The organism is Streptomyces inhibens (assembly GCF_003389455.1).
Taxonomy (GTDB): Bacteria; Actinomycetota; Actinomycetes; order Streptomycetales; family Streptomycetaceae; genus Streptomyces; species Streptomyces inhibens.
In genome coordinates, this window is record NZ_QUAC01000439.1 from 1 (window position 1) to 16039 (window position 16039).

Here is a 16039-nt window from a genome sequence, read left to right on the forward strand (position 1 = left end):
CGCGGACCGCGAACCAGCGGGCGCAGCCGGCCGCGGGGGCGAGGGCGCAGGCCAGTGCCACGGCGGTGGCGACGGCGGGCCGGGGGGCGGCGGCCGGCAGATCGGGGCCGCCGGTCAGCAGTTGCCCCAGCAGCCAGTCGCCGTACACCGCGTACCCGGCCGTCCAGCAGATCCACAGGGCCGCGGCCCGCGTGCGGGGCTCGTGGTGGCGCAGTCGCAGCGGTCCGGTGCGTACGGCCAGCCGCACGGCGAGGGCGAGGAGGACGACGCCCGCGGTGCCCACCGCCTTACGGGCCAGTGGGGTTGCCTCGTCGGACGAGGCGAGGGCGGCGACGGTCGCGAGGCAGACCGCGCCGGGCAGCAGTTGCAGCGCCCCGCGCACGCTCCGGGACCGGCCGGCGGGGGCGGGCGGGCGCCCGGGGGAGGGTGTGGAGGGGGACTCGGCCGTGGCCGCGGGTGCGCCGTCCGGCTCGGCGCGCGGCACCCGGGCGTAGAGCTCCTCGGCGAGCGAGAAGACATCGCGGTGCCGGAAGCGCGCGGCCGTGCGGTCGGTGACGCCGTATGCCTCCAGGCCGGCGGCGATCTCCAGCGCGTCGACGGCGTGTGCGCACAGGTTCTGGTGATGGTGCATCAGGGCGCGTACGGGGTCGGCGGGGCCGCGTCGTGCGGGGCGGGCGGTGGCGTCCTTGCGCTGCGCCGGAGCCTGGGCGGCGGCGCCGTCGGGTGTGGTCATGATCCGTTCTCCCCCCGCCGGGCCGGTGTGCAGACGCCCTGGTCGGGACGGGGGTGCGGGGTGTGCGCCCGGGGTGGGTGGCCGGGGCGGCCGCGGCCTTCGGGCGTCGTGCGTTCGCCGGCATATGCCGGGGCCGCGGGGCGGGCGCCGCGCCGGCGGCCGTCCCGGATGCCGCCGTGCGCCACATCGGCCATGCCCGTGACCAGGGCCACGCCCACCACACCCATCGCACACATCACGTCCACCACAGCCGTCACCATTGCCATCTCCCTCACGCTGACCACGCCTGCCTCATCACCGTCTCGTCCCGGTCCCGCCGGCCGTCCCGCCGCCCGGACACCGGCCGCTCCCCCGGTCCCCCGCGGGCACCGGCCGTGACCGGCACCGCGGCCGGCTGCTCCGCCTCCGGCACCGCCCAGCTCGGCGTACGGTCGGCCGGTGCGGTGGTGCGGGTGGCGGCGCCGGTCGTGGCCCAGTGGCCGGGGACATGGGATTCGGCGGGGTGGGCGAAGGGCTGCGGTACGCCGTGTGCGTCCCGCGCGCGGGAGTCGGCCCGGTGGGCCGGGGCGTGCGAGATCAGCTCCAGGTAGATGCCACGAAATGCCGCGATGTTCTGCTCGACCGTGAACAGTTCGAGCGCCCGTGCCCGGGCCGCCGCGCCGAGCCGGGCCCTGCGGTCCGGGTCGCCGAGCAGCGCGCAGCAGGCCGCGGCGAGGGCGCGGGGGTTGCGCGGCGGGACGACCAGGCCGGTGCCGCCGATGACTTCGCAGACCGCGCCGGCGTCGGTCGACACCGTGGCGCGGCCGCAGAACATCGCCTCCACCAGGGAGCGCGGAAAGCCCTCGGTGACGCTGGAGAGCACGACCACGGCGCCGGAGGCGTAGGCGTCCTCCAGGGCCGGCACGTCGGGGCTGCCGATCTCCTCGAAGCTGACCGGGTTCTCGCCGATGGTGTGGGCGTCGGCCGCCTCGTCGGGGAAGAACTGGGCGGCCAGCGCCCGGCAGTGCGCGAGATATCCGGGCGCCTGCGGGTCGGGGCCGGGTCCGCCGATGATCCGCAGGGTGGCTTCCGGTTCGTGCCTGCGGATCTCGGCGAAGGCGTGCAGCAGCGCGACGAGGTCCTTGGCGGGCTCGACGGTGCCGACCCACACCAGGGTCTTGGAGTCGTCGGCCGGGGCGTCCGCGACGGTGGCGAAGGGGGCGGCGTCCATGCCGGGGTAGACCGTGCGCAGTCGGGCGCGGTCGGCGCCGCAGCGCTCCTGCCAGCGCCGGGCGTGGGTGTTGCCGGGGGTGATCAGGGCGGCCTGGGCGTAGGTCTCGGCGGCCAGTGCGCCCTGGAAGGCGGCGAGCAGTGCGCGCACCGGCGCGCTCAGCGGTGCCGCGGCGCGGGCGAGGTAGTGCTCGCGCAGCCGTACGCCGCACTCGGTGACCAGGAGCGGGGTGCCGAAGAAGCGCTTGGCCAGCAGTCCGGGGAGGGCGGCCGCTCCGCCGGAGGTGGCGTGGCAGAGGTCCACGCCGCCGAGTCCGGGGGTGTACCGGTCGCCGTACCAGTCCAGGGAGAGGGGGCGCAGCGCGAGTTCGAGCTGTGCGGCGACCGCGAGCAGGTCGTTGAGCTGTGCGCCGTGGGCGGCGGGCAGCGCGCGGGGGCTGTGGCAGGCGCCTTCGAGGATGCGTACGGCCGCTTCGGAGTGCAGCAGTGCGGGCAGTCCGCCGCGCTCGCGGGCGAGTTCGGCGAGCCCGTAGAGACCGGCGGCGAAACGGTCCGCCTTCCTGGTCACAGAGTTTTCGAGGGCGCCGTCCGGGCCGGCCGGCAGATCCCCGGCCGGCGTCTTCGCCGCTCCGGGAGGTGCCGTGGTGAAGGCTGTCACGAGGTCGGCGAAGTGTGTGGCGAAACGGCGGCGTTCGCGCCGTCCGGGGGCGCGGCCCCTGCGGTCGCCGGCGGTCCGGTGGTGCTCGGCGGGGAAGTCGCCCCACAGGGGTGCGCTGCGCACCAGCCGTACATGATCCGGAAGTTCGAGCCAGCGGCCGGCTTCCTGGTGGGCGTCGGTGGTCAGGGCGTAGAGCTCGAAGTCATGGCCGGTGAGCCCGCGCACGAGCCGGTCGCACCACACATGCGACTCACCGGACGCATACGGATAGCCACCCTCGGTGAGCAGTCCAATGCGCATGAGTGCACCCCCGTCCTCCCATATCGGCGTCCCTGGTGCGACGGCGGCACGGCCGTCACTTGCAGGAAGAAGCTATGCAAAAGGGCCGGTGGCGCGATGGACGGTTGTCCATCGCGCCACCGGAAGGGGTGAAAGCACGTAACTTTCCGCCCCTAAGGGCGTTTCGACGCGCTATGTGTTCGCTACGCCACAGCCCGTAGCGCCCTGCGGTCCGCGGCGACCTGCGGATCGAGCACCGGGACGGCCGCCAGGAGCCCCTGGGTGTAGGGGTGCTGCGGATGGTCGTAGACGGTGTCGACCGGCCCCTCCTCCACGATCCGGCCGGCCCGCATCACCGCGACCCGGTCGCTGACCGCCCGTACGACCGCCAGATCGTGGGCGATGAAGACCAGCGAGAGGCCCAGCTCCCGGCGGAGTTCGCCGAGCAGCTCCATCACCTGGGCCTGGGTGGTGACGTCCAGCGCGGAGACCGGTTCGTCGCAGACCAGCAGCCGGGGCGAGGGCGCGAGCGCCCGGGCGATGCCGACGCGCTGGCGCTGGCCACCGCTGAACTCGTGCGGATAGCGGTGGTACCACGCCGGGTCGAGCCCGACCCGCTCCAGCAGCTCGCGTGCGCGCCGGACGATCGCGGCGTCGTCCAGTTCGCCGGCGGCGCGCAGCGGGTCGGCGACCGATTCGCCGATGGTGCGGCGCGGGTTGAGGGAGGACGCCGGGTCCTGGAAGACCATCTGCAACTCGCTTCGTAGCGGGCGCAGTTGGCGTTCGCCCAGGGAGCCGATCTCGCGGCCCCGGTAGCGCAGCGTCCCGGCGGTGGGGTCCAGGAGGCGGACCAGCATCCGGCCGAGGGTGGTCTTGCCACTGCCGGACTCGCCTACCAGGCCGAGGGTTTCGCCGGCCCGTACGGTCAGCGAGACCTCCTCCACGGCGGTGGTACGGGCCGCGCGCCGGCCGAACTCGCGGCGCAGGCCGGTCGCTTCGACGAGTGGCTCGCCGGGCGCGGGGGCCGCGGAAGGCGCCGGGCGGACGGCCTTGCGGGGTGCCGGTATCGCGGGCCGCTCCCGTACCGCGTCCACCCGGGGCACCGCCGCCAGCAGCTCCTTGGTGTACGGCGCGGCCGGCGCGCTCAGCACCTCGCCGACGGGGCCGTGCTCGACGGCCCGGCCGGCGCGCATCACCAGCACCTCGTCCACGCTGCCCGCGACGACCCCGAGGTCGTGGGTGACCAGGACCAGGCCCATTGCGGTCTCGGCCCGCAGCTCGTGCAGCAGATCGAGGATCTGGGCCTGGACCGTGACGTCCAGGGCGGTGGTCGGCTCATCGGCGATCATCAGCCGGGGTTCGCAGGCCAGCGCCATCGCGATCAGGGCGCGCTGCCGCATCCCGCCGCTGAATTCATGCGGCCGGGAGCGGGCGCGGCGGGCCGCGTCCGCGATCCCGACCCGGTCCAGCGCCTCGACGGCGCGGGCGCGGGCGGTGCGCCACGAGGCGTCCGGCCGGTGCACCCGGTGGACCTCGGCGATCTGGTCACCGATGGCGTAGTAGGGGTCCAGGGAGGACAGCGGGTCCTGGAAGATCATCGCGGCGGTGCCGCCGCGCAGCCGGCGCAGCTCCGCTTCCGGGGCGGCGAGGACGTCCAGTCCGTCGACCCGGACCGTGCCCCCGACCCGTGCGCCGGTGCCCCGGTGCAGGTCGAGCAGCGCGGCGGCGACGGTGGACTTGCCCGAGCCGGACTCCCCCACGATGCCCAGCGCGCGGCCGGGCGCGAGGGTGAAGGAGAGTTTGTCGACGGCGCGTACGGCGTCCTCGGGGCGGGCGCCTTCTCCGGCCGGGAAGGTGATCGCGAGGTCGGTGACCTCGACCAGTGGTGCGGTCATGTGAGGGTCACCCTTCGGTCGGCGAGCGCGTAGAGGACATCGGCGACGGCGCCTGCGAGGACCACGGCCGCGCCGATGGCCAGCACCGCGCCGACGACCACCGGCAGGTCCACGCTCCGTACGGAGTGGACCAGCAGCTGGCCGATGCCGGGCAGGCCGAACAGGGTCTCGGTGAGCATCGCGCCGCCGAACATCGCGCCAAGGTCGACGGCGTTGAGCGCGATGACCGGCGGCAGCGCGCCGCGCAGGGCGTGCCGGCCGATGACCGTCCGCTCACGTACGCCGTACGCCCGGAAGGTGCGGATATGGTCCTCGGCCAGCGTCTCCAGGGTGGCCGAGCGGGTCAGCCGGGCGTATTTGGCGGACTCCAGCAGGGCCAGCGCCGTCCAGGGCAGCAGCAGATTCCAGGCCCACTGTTCGGGGTCCTCGGTCAGCGGCACATAGGTGGGGAACGGCAGCCACTGGAGGTATGCGCAGAAGATCATCAGCAGCAGGAGGCCGGTGATGAAGACCGGGGTGGCGGTGCCGGTGAGGGTGAGCACGGTCAGCACACGTTCGGTCGTCCCGCCGCGGCGCAGCGCGGACAGCAGCCCGGTGCCGACGCCGAGCAGCAACCACAGCACCATGGCGCCGAGCGCGAGCGAGGCGGTGACCGGCAGCCGGGCGGAGAGCAGCTCGGTGACCGGCTGGTCGTTCTGGTAGGAGAGGCCGAAGCAGGGTGCGTGGCAGTGCAGTACGCCGGTTCCGGTGGAGTAGTCGCGGCCGCTGACGACGCCTTGGAGGAAGTGCAGATACTGCGTCAACAGGGGTTCGTTCAGGCCGAGTTGGTCTTGTACCTGGCGGATCTGTTCGGCGTTGCAGCGCGGTCCGCAAGCAAGCCGTGCGGGGTCGCCGGGTGCGACGTAGAAGAGCAGATAGACAAGGACGGACAGCAGGAAGAGGACGATCAGCGCGCCGCCCAGTCTGCGCAGGGCATAGCCGGTCATACGGCGGCACCTTTCGTCGTCGCCCGCTCGGCGCCCCGGGAGCCGCCGCGGGTGCCGACCCGCAGCCGGGAGCGCTCGCGCGGATCGAGTGCGGTGCGCAGGGCGTCGCCCAGCACGGTGAAGGCCAGCACGGTCACGAACAGGCAGGCCGCGGGCAGCAGGACGTAGGTCGGGTCGGCGCGGAACCACGTGGTGGCCGTGGACAGCATCTGGCCCCATGACGAGGCGGGCGGCCGGACGCCGATGCCCAGGAAGGACAGCGAGGCCTCGACCACCATGTTCATCGGGACCAGGATCGCCGCGTAGGTGATCACCGGTGCGGCCAGCGCGGGCAGCAGCTCACGCCGTGCCACCCGCCAGGGCCGCGAGCCGCCGAGCCGGGCCGCCGCCACGTAATCGAGCTTCTTGAGCGACAGCGTCTGGGCCCGCACGATGCGTGAGGTGCCGCCCCAGCTGAGCAGGCCGATGACGATGATCAGCAGCAACGGGCGGGGGAAGTCGGCCGGTACGACGGCGGTCAGCGCGACGCCGAAGACCAGCATCGGCAGCGCCACCATCACATCGGTGAAGCGGGACAGCACGGTGTCGACGAACCGGCTGCCGAAGCCGGCCGCCAGGCCGATCGTGACGCCGATCAGCACCTGGACGACGGTGGCCCCGAGGGCGACCAGCAGCGAGATCCGGGCGCCGTACAGCAGCCGGGCGAACAGATCCCGGCCGGTGCCCGGTTCGACGCCGAGCCAGTGGTCGGCGCCGATCCCGCCGTACGGGCCGAGGGGCACCCCGCCGCGGGCCGAGTCGATGAGGCTGTCGTGGTAGGTGGTGGGGTCCTGGCCCTCCAGTGCCGACAGCAGCGGCGCGCCGAGGGCGAAGAGGGCGAGGACCGCGAGTACGGCGGCGGCCACGACGGCCGACGGACGGGCGCGCAGCCGCCGCCATACTCCGGTTTCCTGAAGGTCACTCATGTGGTGCTGCCGGCTCTACTTGACCGCGACCTGCGAGGGGTCGAGCACGCCGTCCCAGTCGCTGATCACGATGTTCTTGACGTCCTTGCCGTAGAGCCGCTTGTAGACGGGGTGGAACAGCGGTACGGACAGCGCCTTTTCGCCGATCTTCTTGTCCAGGGCGCCCCATCGCCCGGCGGCCGCGGTCAGATCGGTCAGCTTGTTGATCTCGTCGATCTCGTGGTTGACCGCCGGGTCGTCGAGCTGTGCGTGGTTGAAGTTGTAGGCGTCCTTGACGATCTGCCGGCCGTCGAAGATCGGCGCGAGGAACGGGCCGCCGGAGGGCCAGTCCGCACCCCAGCCGCCGATGAACAGGCCCGGCTCGTCCTTGATGCTGTGGACCTTGTCCTTGTAGTCGTTGTCCTCCAGGCCGGCCAGTTTGACGGTGATACCGGCCTTCTTCAGCGCTTCCTGGACGGCGGTGGCGACATCCGGGCTGGTCGCGAAGTTCTTGGCGGTGGAGTGGGTGAGGGTGATGCTCAGCCCGTTCTTGTAGCCGGCCTGCTTCAGCAGTTCCTTGGCCTTACCGGGATTTCCGGTCTTTCCGGCCGGGAAGGGGTCGGCGGGTGTGTAGCCGAAGGATTTCTGGTTCGGCAGGAAGGTGGTGGCGGGCTCGGCGAGCGAGGAGCCGCCGGCCGCGTTCACCACGCTCTGCCGGTTGACGGCATAGGCGATGGCCTGGCGCACCTTCGGATTGTCGAAGGGCTTCACCTCCGGGTTGAAGGCGAGGTAATTGGTGTAGCCGAAGTGGCCGGTGCCGACCCGCTTCTGGAGTTCCTTGTCGTTGCCGATCTGGGCGAGTTCGGCGGGGCCGAGATTGGTGTCGGTGGTGATCGCCGCGGCGTCGGCGCCCGAGCCGGTGGACAGCCGCTGGTTGATGACGGCGGAGTCCAGACCCGACTTCACCTCGATGGTGTCGGGGTAGGCGTGCCGTTCCACGTCGGTCTTCTCCGACCAGTTCTCATTGCGCGTGAGCACCAGGTGCTCGCCGTCGCCGGTGTTCTTGACGACCTTGTACGGGCCCGAGGAGACCGGGTGTTCCTCGTACTTCGTTCCGTTGTCCTTCTTCCGCGGTACCGGCGCGAACTGGGTCTGCGTCGCCAGCAGCGGGAATTCCCCTTCGGGCTTCTTCAGATGAAAGACGAGGGTCTTTTCGTCCGGCGTCCCGATCGACTTCAGACCGTCCTTGGACTTGTCCTTGTACGGGCCTTCGTACGTGTCGCCGCCGACCAGCCAGTCCCGCAGATAGGGCGCACCGCCCGAGAGTTCCGCGGCAAAGGACCGCTCGATGCCGTATTTGATATCGGCGCTGGTGATCGGCGAGCCGTCCTCGAACTTCAGGCCGTCCTTGAGGGTGTACGTCCACACGGTGGCGTTCTTGCTGGGGCGCCCGGTGTCGGTGGCGAGGTCCGGTACGACCTTGGTGCCGGGTGCGCCGTTCTCGCGGTTGCGGGTGGTCAGCGTGCGGAAGACGAGTGTGGGCACCTTGCCGCCGCCGGAGGTGTACAGCCGCGCGGGGTCGAAGTCGGTCTGCGGGTCGGAGTTCAGGATCGTCAGCGTGCCGCCCTTCTTCGGCGCGTCCTCCGCTCCGCCGGCGGCGCTGCTGTCCTTGGGCCCGCAGGCGACGGCACCGCCGGCGAGTGCGACGCTCACCGCGGCGGCGGCCACCCGGCGTGCGATGACGGAGAGTTGACGGGAAGGGGCCGGCTCGGCCATGGCGAGGGTGCCTTTCGCAGCAGGGTGTACCCGCAAAAGGCGGCAGGGGGGCGCGATGAGGCGCGAGGCCGCCCCTGCGGACACGTAAAAGAGGTGAATTACGCGGATACGCGGGGGAATGCCCCGGTTCGGAGCCCGGCTCGGCGCCGCGCGGGGAATTCCGCACGGGCGAGGCGGGCCTCTACGAAGCCGGGAAGGGCCTCAGCGACAGTCGATGTCGGCCACGGACTGCACGGACACGCCGAGCAGCGCCAGCTCTATGGCGGCGTGATCGGTGGCGTGGCGGTGCGGCATGCGCAGATCATGGAACGAACATTCGCTTCCTGGCAAGGTGTCTCGCGATACAAGACACCTTGTCTCACACCCGGCCCGCACCCAGCCTCACGCCCGGACCTCACGCCGCTGCGCGCCCGGCGCCGGTCAGCTCACCGCTGGGTGGGAAACGGCCAGGAGTTGGGCCGGCAGGTCACACCGTCCGTCGTCAGGAATTTGGTCTGCTGCATCATGACCGGGGCGAGCGCGCCCTGCCGGGAGCAGGCCTCGTGGTTGTGACCGAGCCGGTGGCCGACCTCGTGATTGATCAGCATCTGGCGGTAGGCGAGCATCTTGTCGGGGCCGTAGGTCTTCGCGCCCTGCGCCCACCGATAGGCGTTGATCATGACACGCTCGGTGGCCGCCGAGTCGCAGGAGACATTGTCCTCGGTGGTGTCCAGACTGGACTTGGCACACCACTTCGCGGTGGTCCCCGGGCTCGCCAGCGTGATCACGAAATCGGCGTCGCCGGATCCCACCCGCTGGAAGGTCCGCTGCCCGCCGTGCGCCCAACTCCGGTCGTCGTTGAGGGTCTTGTGCACCGCCTCGGCGAACAGCTTGCCGTCCAGCGGCAGCCCGTCCTCGATATCGACGCGGTAGCGCAGCACCTTGCCGTGCCCGGGCGCCTTGGCATCGCCGCCGACCGGCCGGAAGCTGCCGCCGGCCGTCAGATGCGGGTCCAGCGGGAAGACCTGCGTCATCTGCTCGTCGTAACTGGCGGGCTTGGCGTCCTGGGTGGGCCTGGCCTGCGACCTGGAGGCCGCGTCGCCGACGCCGTCGGTACGGTCGTTTCCGCTGCGCGGCTGCGGGTCGCCGCCGTCCTGGTGCTGGTCGGCTACCTGGCCCGCGATGACCACGGCGAGCACGGTGGTCACCGCGGCGGCCGCGGCGCCGGTGAACGTCCGGCCCTTGCCGCCCTTGGTGTCGCCGTGCCGCGACTGCTCCGCATCGGATCCGTCCGCCGGGTCGGCCGACTCCGCGCCGTCCGCGCCGAGTTCGTCCCGCCGGTCCTGCGCGTCGATCTCGTCCCGGTCGAAGACCACCGACCGTCCGGTGAACCGGCCGCCCGGCGGCACGCCGTCGGCGGGAGGCCCGTACGGGGTGGCCGTCGGGTCCGCCGTACGGGGCGCACCGGCCCGGAACACATCGTCGTCCGGGTCGGCCGGGCCCTCGGTGGCGTTCCCGCCGCCCGGGAACAGCCCCGCGTCAAAGGCCTCCACATAGTCGCGCCGCGGCCCCGGTCCGCCGCCCGGTGTGGCGAGCGCGGGTGTACCGAACATCTCCGCGCGCGGCCGGGGGATCCTCGGCGCGCCCTGCCCGGGCACCCTCGGGGACGCCGGCGCGCCGGGGAACGCGCCCCAACCGCCGCCCGGCTCATGCTGTTCGGGGTGACCGCCGCGCACCGCGGCGCCCTCGACCGGTTCGCGTCTGCGGCGCCCCGGTCCCGGCTCGGGGGCCGGGCCGCCGGGCGGGCCGGCCGTCCTTGAGGTGTCAGTCGTATCTGCTGCGACTTCCGGCCGGCCTCGGCGGCTATGGCGTCCCACGGCGCGTGTCAGCTCCTGCCCGCATCAGCGGTCACATCGGTCACTTCACTGTCGAGCAGCTCGCGGACGGCCCGCGCCACCGCTTCCGGGTACTCCATCATCGCCACGTGTCCCGCCTCCGGCAGTGTCAGCAGCCGCGAACCGCGGAACGCCGCGGCCGCCCGCCGCGCCATCCGGATGGAGACCAGGCGGTCGCGTCCACCGTAGACGAGAAGTGTGGGGGCGAGCACCCGCTCTGCCTGACGCCACAAATTGTGCTGTCCGCCGAGCGTGTACGCGTTCACCAGACCGCGCGCCGAGCGCTCCATCACGTCCCAGAAATAAGGGAGTTCGAGCCGCCGGGCGAATTCGTCGGCCGCGGCGTTGAACCCTTCCGGGGTGACCCGGCCGGGGTCGCCGTAGCAGAGCGCCAGCACCTCGCGGGTGCGGCGCTCGGGCGTCCAGTCCCGGGTGAGCTTGCCGAAGAGCGTGGTGATGCCGGGGACCGCGAGCAGCGCCGTGGGCACCGCCGTCAGCTGCGGCCGCAGCTCGGGCAGCGCCGGCGAGATCAGCGTCAGGGTGCGGACGAGGTCCGGGCGCACCGCCGCCACCCGGGTCGTCACGGCGCCGCCCAGGGAGTTGCCGATGAGGTGTACGGGGCCGCGCCCGGCCGCGTCGAGGTAGCGGATGACCGCGCGGGCCTGCGCGGAGACGGAGTGGTTGCCGTCGTCCGGCGGCGGCGACTGGCCGAAGCCGGGCAGATCGATCGCCTCACCGTCCAGCCGGTCGGCGAGCAGCGGCATCAGGGCGGACCAGTTCTGCGAGGAGCCGCCGAGGCCGTGCACGTACAGGGCAGGTGCGCGCTCCCGTCCGGCGTCGCCTCCGGCGCCGTCCGGTCCGCCGTCCCGCCCGGACGGTGCCCGTACATGCAGTGTCAGGCCCGGCAGGGTCACGGTGTGCACCGTCTCCGCCGCGCCGCGCCGGCCGGGGCCGGCCGGTGGCACCGGGAGGGCGGCGGTCGCGGTGTCCGGCGACTCGGTCGAAGACATGGGGTCGATGTTACGAGACGATCACGCCCCCGATTGTGTGTTCGCGGTCACACACCGCATCGCGCCACCGCGGCCACTCTCCTACGCTCGTAGGCAAGGGCAACCGCCCCGGCCCCTGCTTTCATGCCAGGCACCAGCCGACAGAGCGAGCCCGCGAGAAAGGGAGCCACCATGCGCGTCGACCCGACAGACCCGGACACATTCGAGGACGAGGACGACACCGCGCAGCTTGACGTCGAGGCACCGGAAGCGGACGCCGCGGAGCAGTACACCGATCTCACGCCGCGCCGCGACGAGCCGCCGACCGATTCCGACCCGGACGCGGCCAACGAGGCAGATCGCGTCGAACAGGCCCGTGTCGTGGAGCTCAACGAAGACGAATACCGATGACCTGGGGCGTTATGTCGGATTGCCGCAGCAGTGCCGGGCAGAAATTCTCGCTCTGGACCGCGCACAGCCTCGTTACCCAAAAGTACGATGGCGGGCGCGGTGCACCACCTTGTGCAGGCCGCGTACGGAACAATTTCTGGGAGGCAGCGTGAGCGCCATCGAGCAGACCGAGGCGGCGCGCCCGCGGGGCACACGTCTGCCACGCCGCGCCCGGCGGAATCAGCTTCTGGGTGCAGCCCAGGAAGTTTTTGTCGCCCAGGGCTACCACGCGGCCGCGATGGACGACATCGCCGAGCGGGCGGGTGTCAGCAAGCCGGTGCTCTACCAGCACTTCCCGGGCAAGCTGGATCTCTACCTGGCTCTGCTCGACCAGCACTGCGAGTCCCTGCTGCATTCGGTGCGCTCGGCGCTGGCATCGACCACCGACAACAAGCAGCGGGTCGCGGCGACGATGGACGCCTACTTCGCCTACGTGGAGGACCCGGGCGGCGCCTTCCGCCTGGTCTTCGAGTCGGACCTCACCAATGAGCCGGCGGTCCGCGAGCGGGTGGACAAGGTGTCGCTGGAGTGCGCCGAGGCCATAAGCGCGGTGATCGCCGAGGACACCGGCCTGTCGGTGGACGAATCGATGCTGCTGGCGGTGGGTCTGGGCGGTGTCTCCCAGGTGGTGGCGCGCTACTGGCTCTCCTCCGGGAGCCAGGTCCCGCGGGACACCGCGGTGCAGCTGCTGACCTCGCTCGCCTGGAAGGGCATCGCCGGCTTCCCGCTGCACGGGAGCGACACGCACTGACCGTGTTCGCTGCTGGCGTGCTCCATGGCGTCCTGCGGGTCCCCGTACCGGGCTAATGTGTGCTGGGTACAGCGCGGATGGCCGCGCACCCTCCCCCAGCCAACGCAGGGGGACCCCCAGACCGTCGGAGGGACAAAAGCCGTGGAGGTCAAGATCGGCGTGCAGCACGCGCCCCGCGAGATCGTTCTGGAGAGCGGGCAGTCTGCCGAAGAGGTCGAGAGCGCGGTGTCCGATGCGCTGGCCGGCAAGTCGGAGCTGCTGAAGCTGGTGGACGAACACGGCCGCAAGATCCTGGTCCCGGCGGACCGGCTTGCCTACGTGGAGCTCGGCGAGCCCGCCGGCCGCAAGGTCGGCTTCGGCGCGCTCTGATCGACGGGGCGCCGGATGCGGCGCCCCACAGGGACAGTGGCGGCGGCCCGGAGAGTTGTCTCCGGGCCGCCGCTGTTCGTGTCCGTCCCGCTGCGCTGATCAGGCAAGGGACCGGCATCGGGAGGGTTGCTTCCGGTGCCCCTTGGGTACGACCGCCTACGACCGATTTGTTCGTCCGATCGGCCTTGTTCACGCGGGAGGGTTCAGCATGATCTGGGAAGCGCTCGGCGCCGTGCTCATCGGCTTCGCCATCGCCCTGTCCGCCACGCACTGGCTGCCCGACCGCTTCCCCGCGCGCACCCTCACCCTGGCGACGGGCCCGGTCGCGGCGCTGCTCGGCGCCCTGCTGACCCGCTCCATCCTCGGCCCCGGGCATCCCGTCCAGGTGATGGTCGCCGCGGTGGCCGTGGGCGCGGCCCTGCTGTCGGTTCTGGTGCGCCCGCCGCGCCACCGTCTTCGGCGGCCGACCACACCACTGAAGGGGCACCGGACGGCCTGAGGCCCGTATAGGCCCGCACGCCGCCCGGCACGACTCCTTCGGTACGTCAGGCCGCGAGACCCAGCGCCGCCATCCGCTTGGTGTGCGCCTCGGTGATCCGGGAGAACATCCGGCCGACCTCGGCCAGGTCGAAGCCGTCGGCCACCCCGCCCACCAGCATCGTGGAGAGCGAGTCGCGGTCCGCGACGACCCGCTGCGCCTGCGAGAGCGCCTCGCCCATCAGCCGCCGCGCCCACAGCGCCAGCCGCCCGCCGACCCGCGGCTCGGCCTCGATGGCCGCCCGCACCTTCTCGACGGCGAACGAGGCATGCCCGGTGTCGTCCAGCACCGCGAGCACCAGATCGCGGGTGTCGGAGTCCAGGCGGGCCGCGACCTCACGGTAGAAGTCACTGGCGATCGAGTCGCCGACATAGGCCTTGACCAGGCCCTCCAGCCAGTCCGACGGCGCGGTCTGGCGGTGGAACTCGTCCAGTGCGGCGGCGAACGGCTCCATGGCCTCGTTCGGCTCCGCCTCGATCTGTGCGAGCCGCTCCCGCAGCCGCTCGAAGTGGTGGAACTCGGCCGAGGCCATCTTGGCCAGTTCGGCCTTGTCGTCCATCGTCGGCGCCAGCTTGGCGTCCTCCGCCAGGCGCTCGAAGGCGGACAGCTCGCCGTACGCGAGCGCGCCGAGCAGATCGATCACGGCGGCCCGGTAGTGCGGGTCGGCGGATGCCTGCGCCCAGTCCTGGGCGGCGATCCCGGTGTGTTCTTGCGCGTCAGCCGCGGCGTTGTCAGGCGTTCCCATGACCGGCACAATAGCCCGCTCGGCGGCCCGGGGAAGGTCCTGGTCAGCCACTTCCGTTCACCCGTACGAACGGCCGGCCGTCCCGGCGCTCCGGCGCCGCGCCGGGACGTGACGTATTCCTCACTCATACAAGCCTTCGGATGGGTGCGCCATATCCGGGGTACAGTGGTATTGGACCTGCCGAGTATCGGTGGGTCGTTCCACGAAAGCGGATGCCCGGTCGGTGGCCCGATCGGCTCCAACCGACCGCCCTCCCCCGTGGCGCGTACGAGACGTACGCACAGCAGGAGGGACACCGCTCGCGGCAGGAGTGCCTGAGCGTTGGCAGTGGTCCCGCGCCACCGGCTGTATCAGGCCGGCCCCGTACGAACCCGTACATCGGTGCGGTACGACCCCCTTCGCCGCCTCACGCCGCGTCTCACAGAAGAGGCAAGATTCTGTCTACGTTTCGAGACCTTGGGATTTTCCCCGAGACGGCCGAGGCCCTGGAGGCCGTCGGCATCATTTCTCCCTTTCCCATCCAGGAGCTGACGCTCCCCGTCGCCCTCTCCGGCAACGACGTCATCGGCCAGGCCAAGACCGGCACGGGTAAGACCCTGGGCTTCGGTCTGCCGCTCCTGGAGCGCGTCACGGTCCCCGTGGACGTGGAGGTCGGCAGGGCACGGCCCGAGCAGCTGACCGAGGCGCCGCAGGCGCTGGTGGTCGTGCCCACCCGCGAGCTGTGCCAGCAGGTCACCAACGATCTGCTCACCGCCGGCAAGGTGCGTAATGTCCGGGTGCTGGCCATCTACGGCGGCCGTGCCTACGAGCCGCAGGTCGAAGCGCTGAAGAAGGGCGTCGACGTCATCGTCGGCACGCCCGGCCGGCTGCTCGACCTGGCGGGCCAGAAGAAGCTCGACCTCTCCCAGGTCAAGAGCCTGGTCCTGGACGAGGCCGACGAGATGCTCGACCTGGGCTTCCTGCCCGACGTCGAGAAGATCATCCAGCTGCTGCCGGCCAAGCGCCAGACGATGCTGTTCTCCGCGACCATGCCCGGCCAGGTCATCTCCCTGGCCCGCCGCTACATGTCGCAGCCCACGCACATCCGCGCCACCGCGCCGGACGACGAGGGCCAGACCGTCGCCAACACCACCCAGCACATCTTCCGCGCGCACTCCATGGACAAGCCGGAGCTGGTCTCCCGCATCCTCCAGGCCGAGGGCCGGGGCCTGGCGATGGTGTTCTGCCGTACGAAGCGGACCGCCGCCGATATCGCCGACCAGCTCGCGCGGCGCGGTTTCGCGTCCGGCGCGGTGCACGGCGACCTCGGCCAGGGCGCCCGTGAGCAGGCGCTGCGCGCCTTCCGCAACGGCAAGGTCGATGTGCTGGTCTGCACCGACGTCGCGGCCCGCGGCATCGACGTCGAGGGTGTGACCCATGTCATCAACTACCAGTCGCCCGAGGACGAGAAGACCTACCTGCACCGCATCGGCCGTACGGGCCGCGCGGGCGCCAAGGGCACCGCGGTCACCCTCGTCGACTGGGACGACATCCCGCGCTGGAAGCTGATCAACAAGGCGCTGGACCTCTCGTTCGACGAGCCGGAGGAGACCTACTCCACCTCTGCGCACCTCTACGAGCTGCTCAACATCCCCGCGGGCACCAAGGGCGTGCTGCCGCGCGCCGAGCGCACCCGGGCCGGGCTGGCCGCGGAAGAGGTCGAGGACCTGGGCGAGACCGGCGGCCGCGGCCGTGGGCCCCGCAAGGCCGCCGTTGCCGCCGTGCAGGAGGAGCGCCCCGAGCGCACCCGTACGCCACGCCAGCGCCGCCGCACCCGCGGCGGCACGCCGATGGACGGCCCGGC

General features: G+C 72.0%; 15 protein-coding genes and 1 pseudogene. 5 read left to right on the forward strand and 11 right to left on the reverse strand.

What is annotated here, in order from left to right:
- The 10 genes and pseudogenes from DY245_RS38010 to DY245_RS38050 all read right to left on the reverse strand — a co-directional run.
- Positions 1-733, reverse strand: a pseudogene (locus DY245_RS38010) (hypothetical protein); the annotation flags it as partial.
- Positions 730-993, reverse strand: coding sequence for a hypothetical protein (locus DY245_RS38015; RefSeq protein WP_128511661.1), 264 nt, complete (start codon positions 991-993; stop codon positions 730-732). The gene DY245_RS38015 and the pseudogene DY245_RS38010, both read right to left, overlap by 4 nt.
- A gap of 11 nt (positions 994-1004) precedes the next feature.
- Entirely contained in the window at positions 1005-2900 is a 1896-nt protein-coding gene (locus tag DY245_RS38020; RefSeq protein ID WP_128511662.1) for a DUF3492 domain-containing protein, read from the reverse strand.
- A 182-nt stretch (positions 2901-3082) separates the two neighbouring features.
- Complete coding sequence (locus DY245_RS38025) at positions 3083-4774, reverse strand: dipeptide ABC transporter ATP-binding protein (protein ID WP_128511663.1); 1692 nt, start codon at positions 4772-4774, stop codon at positions 3083-3085.
- A complete protein-coding gene (locus tag DY245_RS38030) occupies positions 4771-5760 on the reverse strand; it encodes an ABC transporter permease (protein WP_128511664.1) in 990 nt (329 codons plus the stop codon). Before DY245_RS38030 ends, DY245_RS38025 begins: the two co-directional genes overlap by 4 nt.
- The gene (locus DY245_RS38035) at positions 5757-6725 is read right to left on the reverse strand and encodes an ABC transporter permease (RefSeq protein ID WP_128511665.1); all 969 of its coding nucleotides are present in this window, start codon (positions 6723-6725) and stop codon (positions 5757-5759) included. The genes DY245_RS38030 and DY245_RS38035 overlap by 4 nt, the downstream gene beginning before the upstream one ends.
- Positions 6726-6740: 15 nt before the next feature.
- Positions 6741-8480 (reverse strand): ABC transporter substrate-binding protein, encoded by a 1740-nt coding sequence (locus tag DY245_RS38040; protein WP_128511666.1) that lies wholly within the window; start codon positions 8478-8480, stop codon positions 6741-6743.
- Between the two features lie 201 nt (positions 8481-8681).
- Positions 8682-8774: an Ms4533A family Cys-rich leader peptide gene (locus DY245_RS48040; protein WP_342354255.1), complete on the reverse strand. Its 93-nt coding sequence runs from the start codon at positions 8772-8774 to the stop codon at positions 8682-8684.
- 131 nt (positions 8775-8905) lie between these two features.
- Positions 8906-10195, reverse strand: coding sequence for a DUF3152 domain-containing protein (locus DY245_RS38045; protein ID WP_244943519.1), 1290 nt, complete (start codon positions 10193-10195; stop codon positions 8906-8908).
- Between the two features lie 149 nt (positions 10196-10344).
- Positions 10345-11364: an alpha/beta fold hydrolase gene (locus DY245_RS38050; protein WP_128511668.1), complete on the reverse strand. Its 1020-nt coding sequence runs from the start codon at positions 11362-11364 to the stop codon at positions 10345-10347.
- A gap of 171 nt (positions 11365-11535) precedes the next feature.
- Between DY245_RS38050 and DY245_RS38055 the strand changes: the two genes are divergently transcribed.
- The 4 genes from DY245_RS38055 to DY245_RS38070 all read left to right on the forward strand — a co-directional run bounded on the left by DY245_RS38055 (position 11536) and on the right by DY245_RS38070 (position 13412).
- Positions 11536-11754: a hypothetical protein gene (locus tag DY245_RS38055; protein WP_128511669.1), complete on the forward strand. Its 219-nt coding sequence runs from the start codon at positions 11536-11538 to the stop codon at positions 11752-11754.
- Between the two features lie 148 nt (positions 11755-11902).
- A complete protein-coding gene (locus DY245_RS38060; RefSeq protein ID WP_128511670.1) occupies positions 11903-12544 on the forward strand; it encodes a TetR/AcrR family transcriptional regulator in 642 nt (213 codons plus the stop codon).
- Positions 12545-12685: 141 nt separating this feature from the next.
- Positions 12686-12913, forward strand: a complete 228-nt coding sequence (locus DY245_RS38065; RefSeq protein WP_128511671.1) for a DUF3107 domain-containing protein — start codon at positions 12686-12688, stop codon at positions 12911-12913.
- Positions 12914-13121: 208 nt separating this feature from the next.
- Entirely contained in the window at positions 13122-13412 is a 291-nt protein-coding gene (locus tag DY245_RS38070) for a hypothetical protein (protein WP_128511672.1), read from the forward strand.
- Between the two features lie 46 nt (positions 13413-13458).
- Here DY245_RS38070 and DY245_RS38075 read toward each other — a convergent pair whose 3' ends face one another.
- Complete coding sequence (locus DY245_RS38075; RefSeq protein WP_128511673.1) at positions 13459-14196, reverse strand: ferritin-like fold-containing protein; 738 nt, start codon at positions 14194-14196, stop codon at positions 13459-13461.
- A gap of 437 nt (positions 14197-14633) precedes the next feature.
- Here DY245_RS38075 and DY245_RS38080 point away from each other — a divergent pair.
- Positions 14634-16039, forward strand: a 1406-nt coding sequence (locus tag DY245_RS38080; RefSeq protein ID WP_244943520.1) for a DEAD/DEAH box helicase, incomplete at its 3' end; no start/stop codon positions are given.

Excerpts from the sequence above, each read along its gene's own strand:
- DY245_RS38015 (WP_128511661.1), bottom strand. The coding sequence starts at position 993 with ATGGTGACGGCTGTGGTGGACGTGATGTGTGCGATGGGTGTGGTGGGC.
- DY245_RS38020 (WP_128511662.1), bottom strand. The coding sequence starts at position 2,900 with ATGCGCATTGGACTGCTCACCGAGGGTGGCTATCCGTATGCGTCCGGT.
- DY245_RS38025 (WP_128511663.1), bottom strand. The coding sequence starts at position 4,774 with ATGACCGCACCACTGGTCGAGGTCACCGACCTCGCGATCACCTTCCCG.
- DY245_RS38030 (WP_128511664.1), bottom strand. The coding sequence starts at position 5,760 with ATGACCGGCTATGCCCTGCGCAGACTGGGCGGCGCGCTGATCGTCCTC.
- DY245_RS38035 (WP_128511665.1), bottom strand. The coding sequence starts at position 6,725 with ATGAGTGACCTTCAGGAAACCGGAGTATGGCGGCGGCTGCGCGCCCGT.
- DY245_RS38040 (WP_128511666.1), bottom strand. The coding sequence starts at position 8,480 with ATGGCCGAGCCGGCCCCTTCCCGTCAACTCTCCGTCATCGCACGCCGG.
- DY245_RS48040 (WP_342354255.1), bottom strand. The coding sequence starts at position 8,774 with ATGCCGCACCGCCACGCCACCGATCACGCCGCCATAGAGCTGGCGCTG.
- DY245_RS38050 (WP_128511668.1), bottom strand. The coding sequence starts at position 11,364 with ATGTCTTCGACCGAGTCGCCGGACACCGCGACCGCCGCCCTCCCGGTG.
- DY245_RS38055 (WP_128511669.1), top strand. The coding sequence starts at position 11,536 with ATGCGCGTCGACCCGACAGACCCGGACACATTCGAGGACGAGGACGAC.
- DY245_RS38070 (WP_128511672.1), top strand. The coding sequence starts at position 13,122 with ATGATCTGGGAAGCGCTCGGCGCCGTGCTCATCGGCTTCGCCATCGCC.
- DY245_RS38075 (WP_128511673.1), bottom strand. The coding sequence starts at position 14,196 with ATGGGAACGCCTGACAACGCCGCGGCTGACGCGCAAGAACACACCGGG.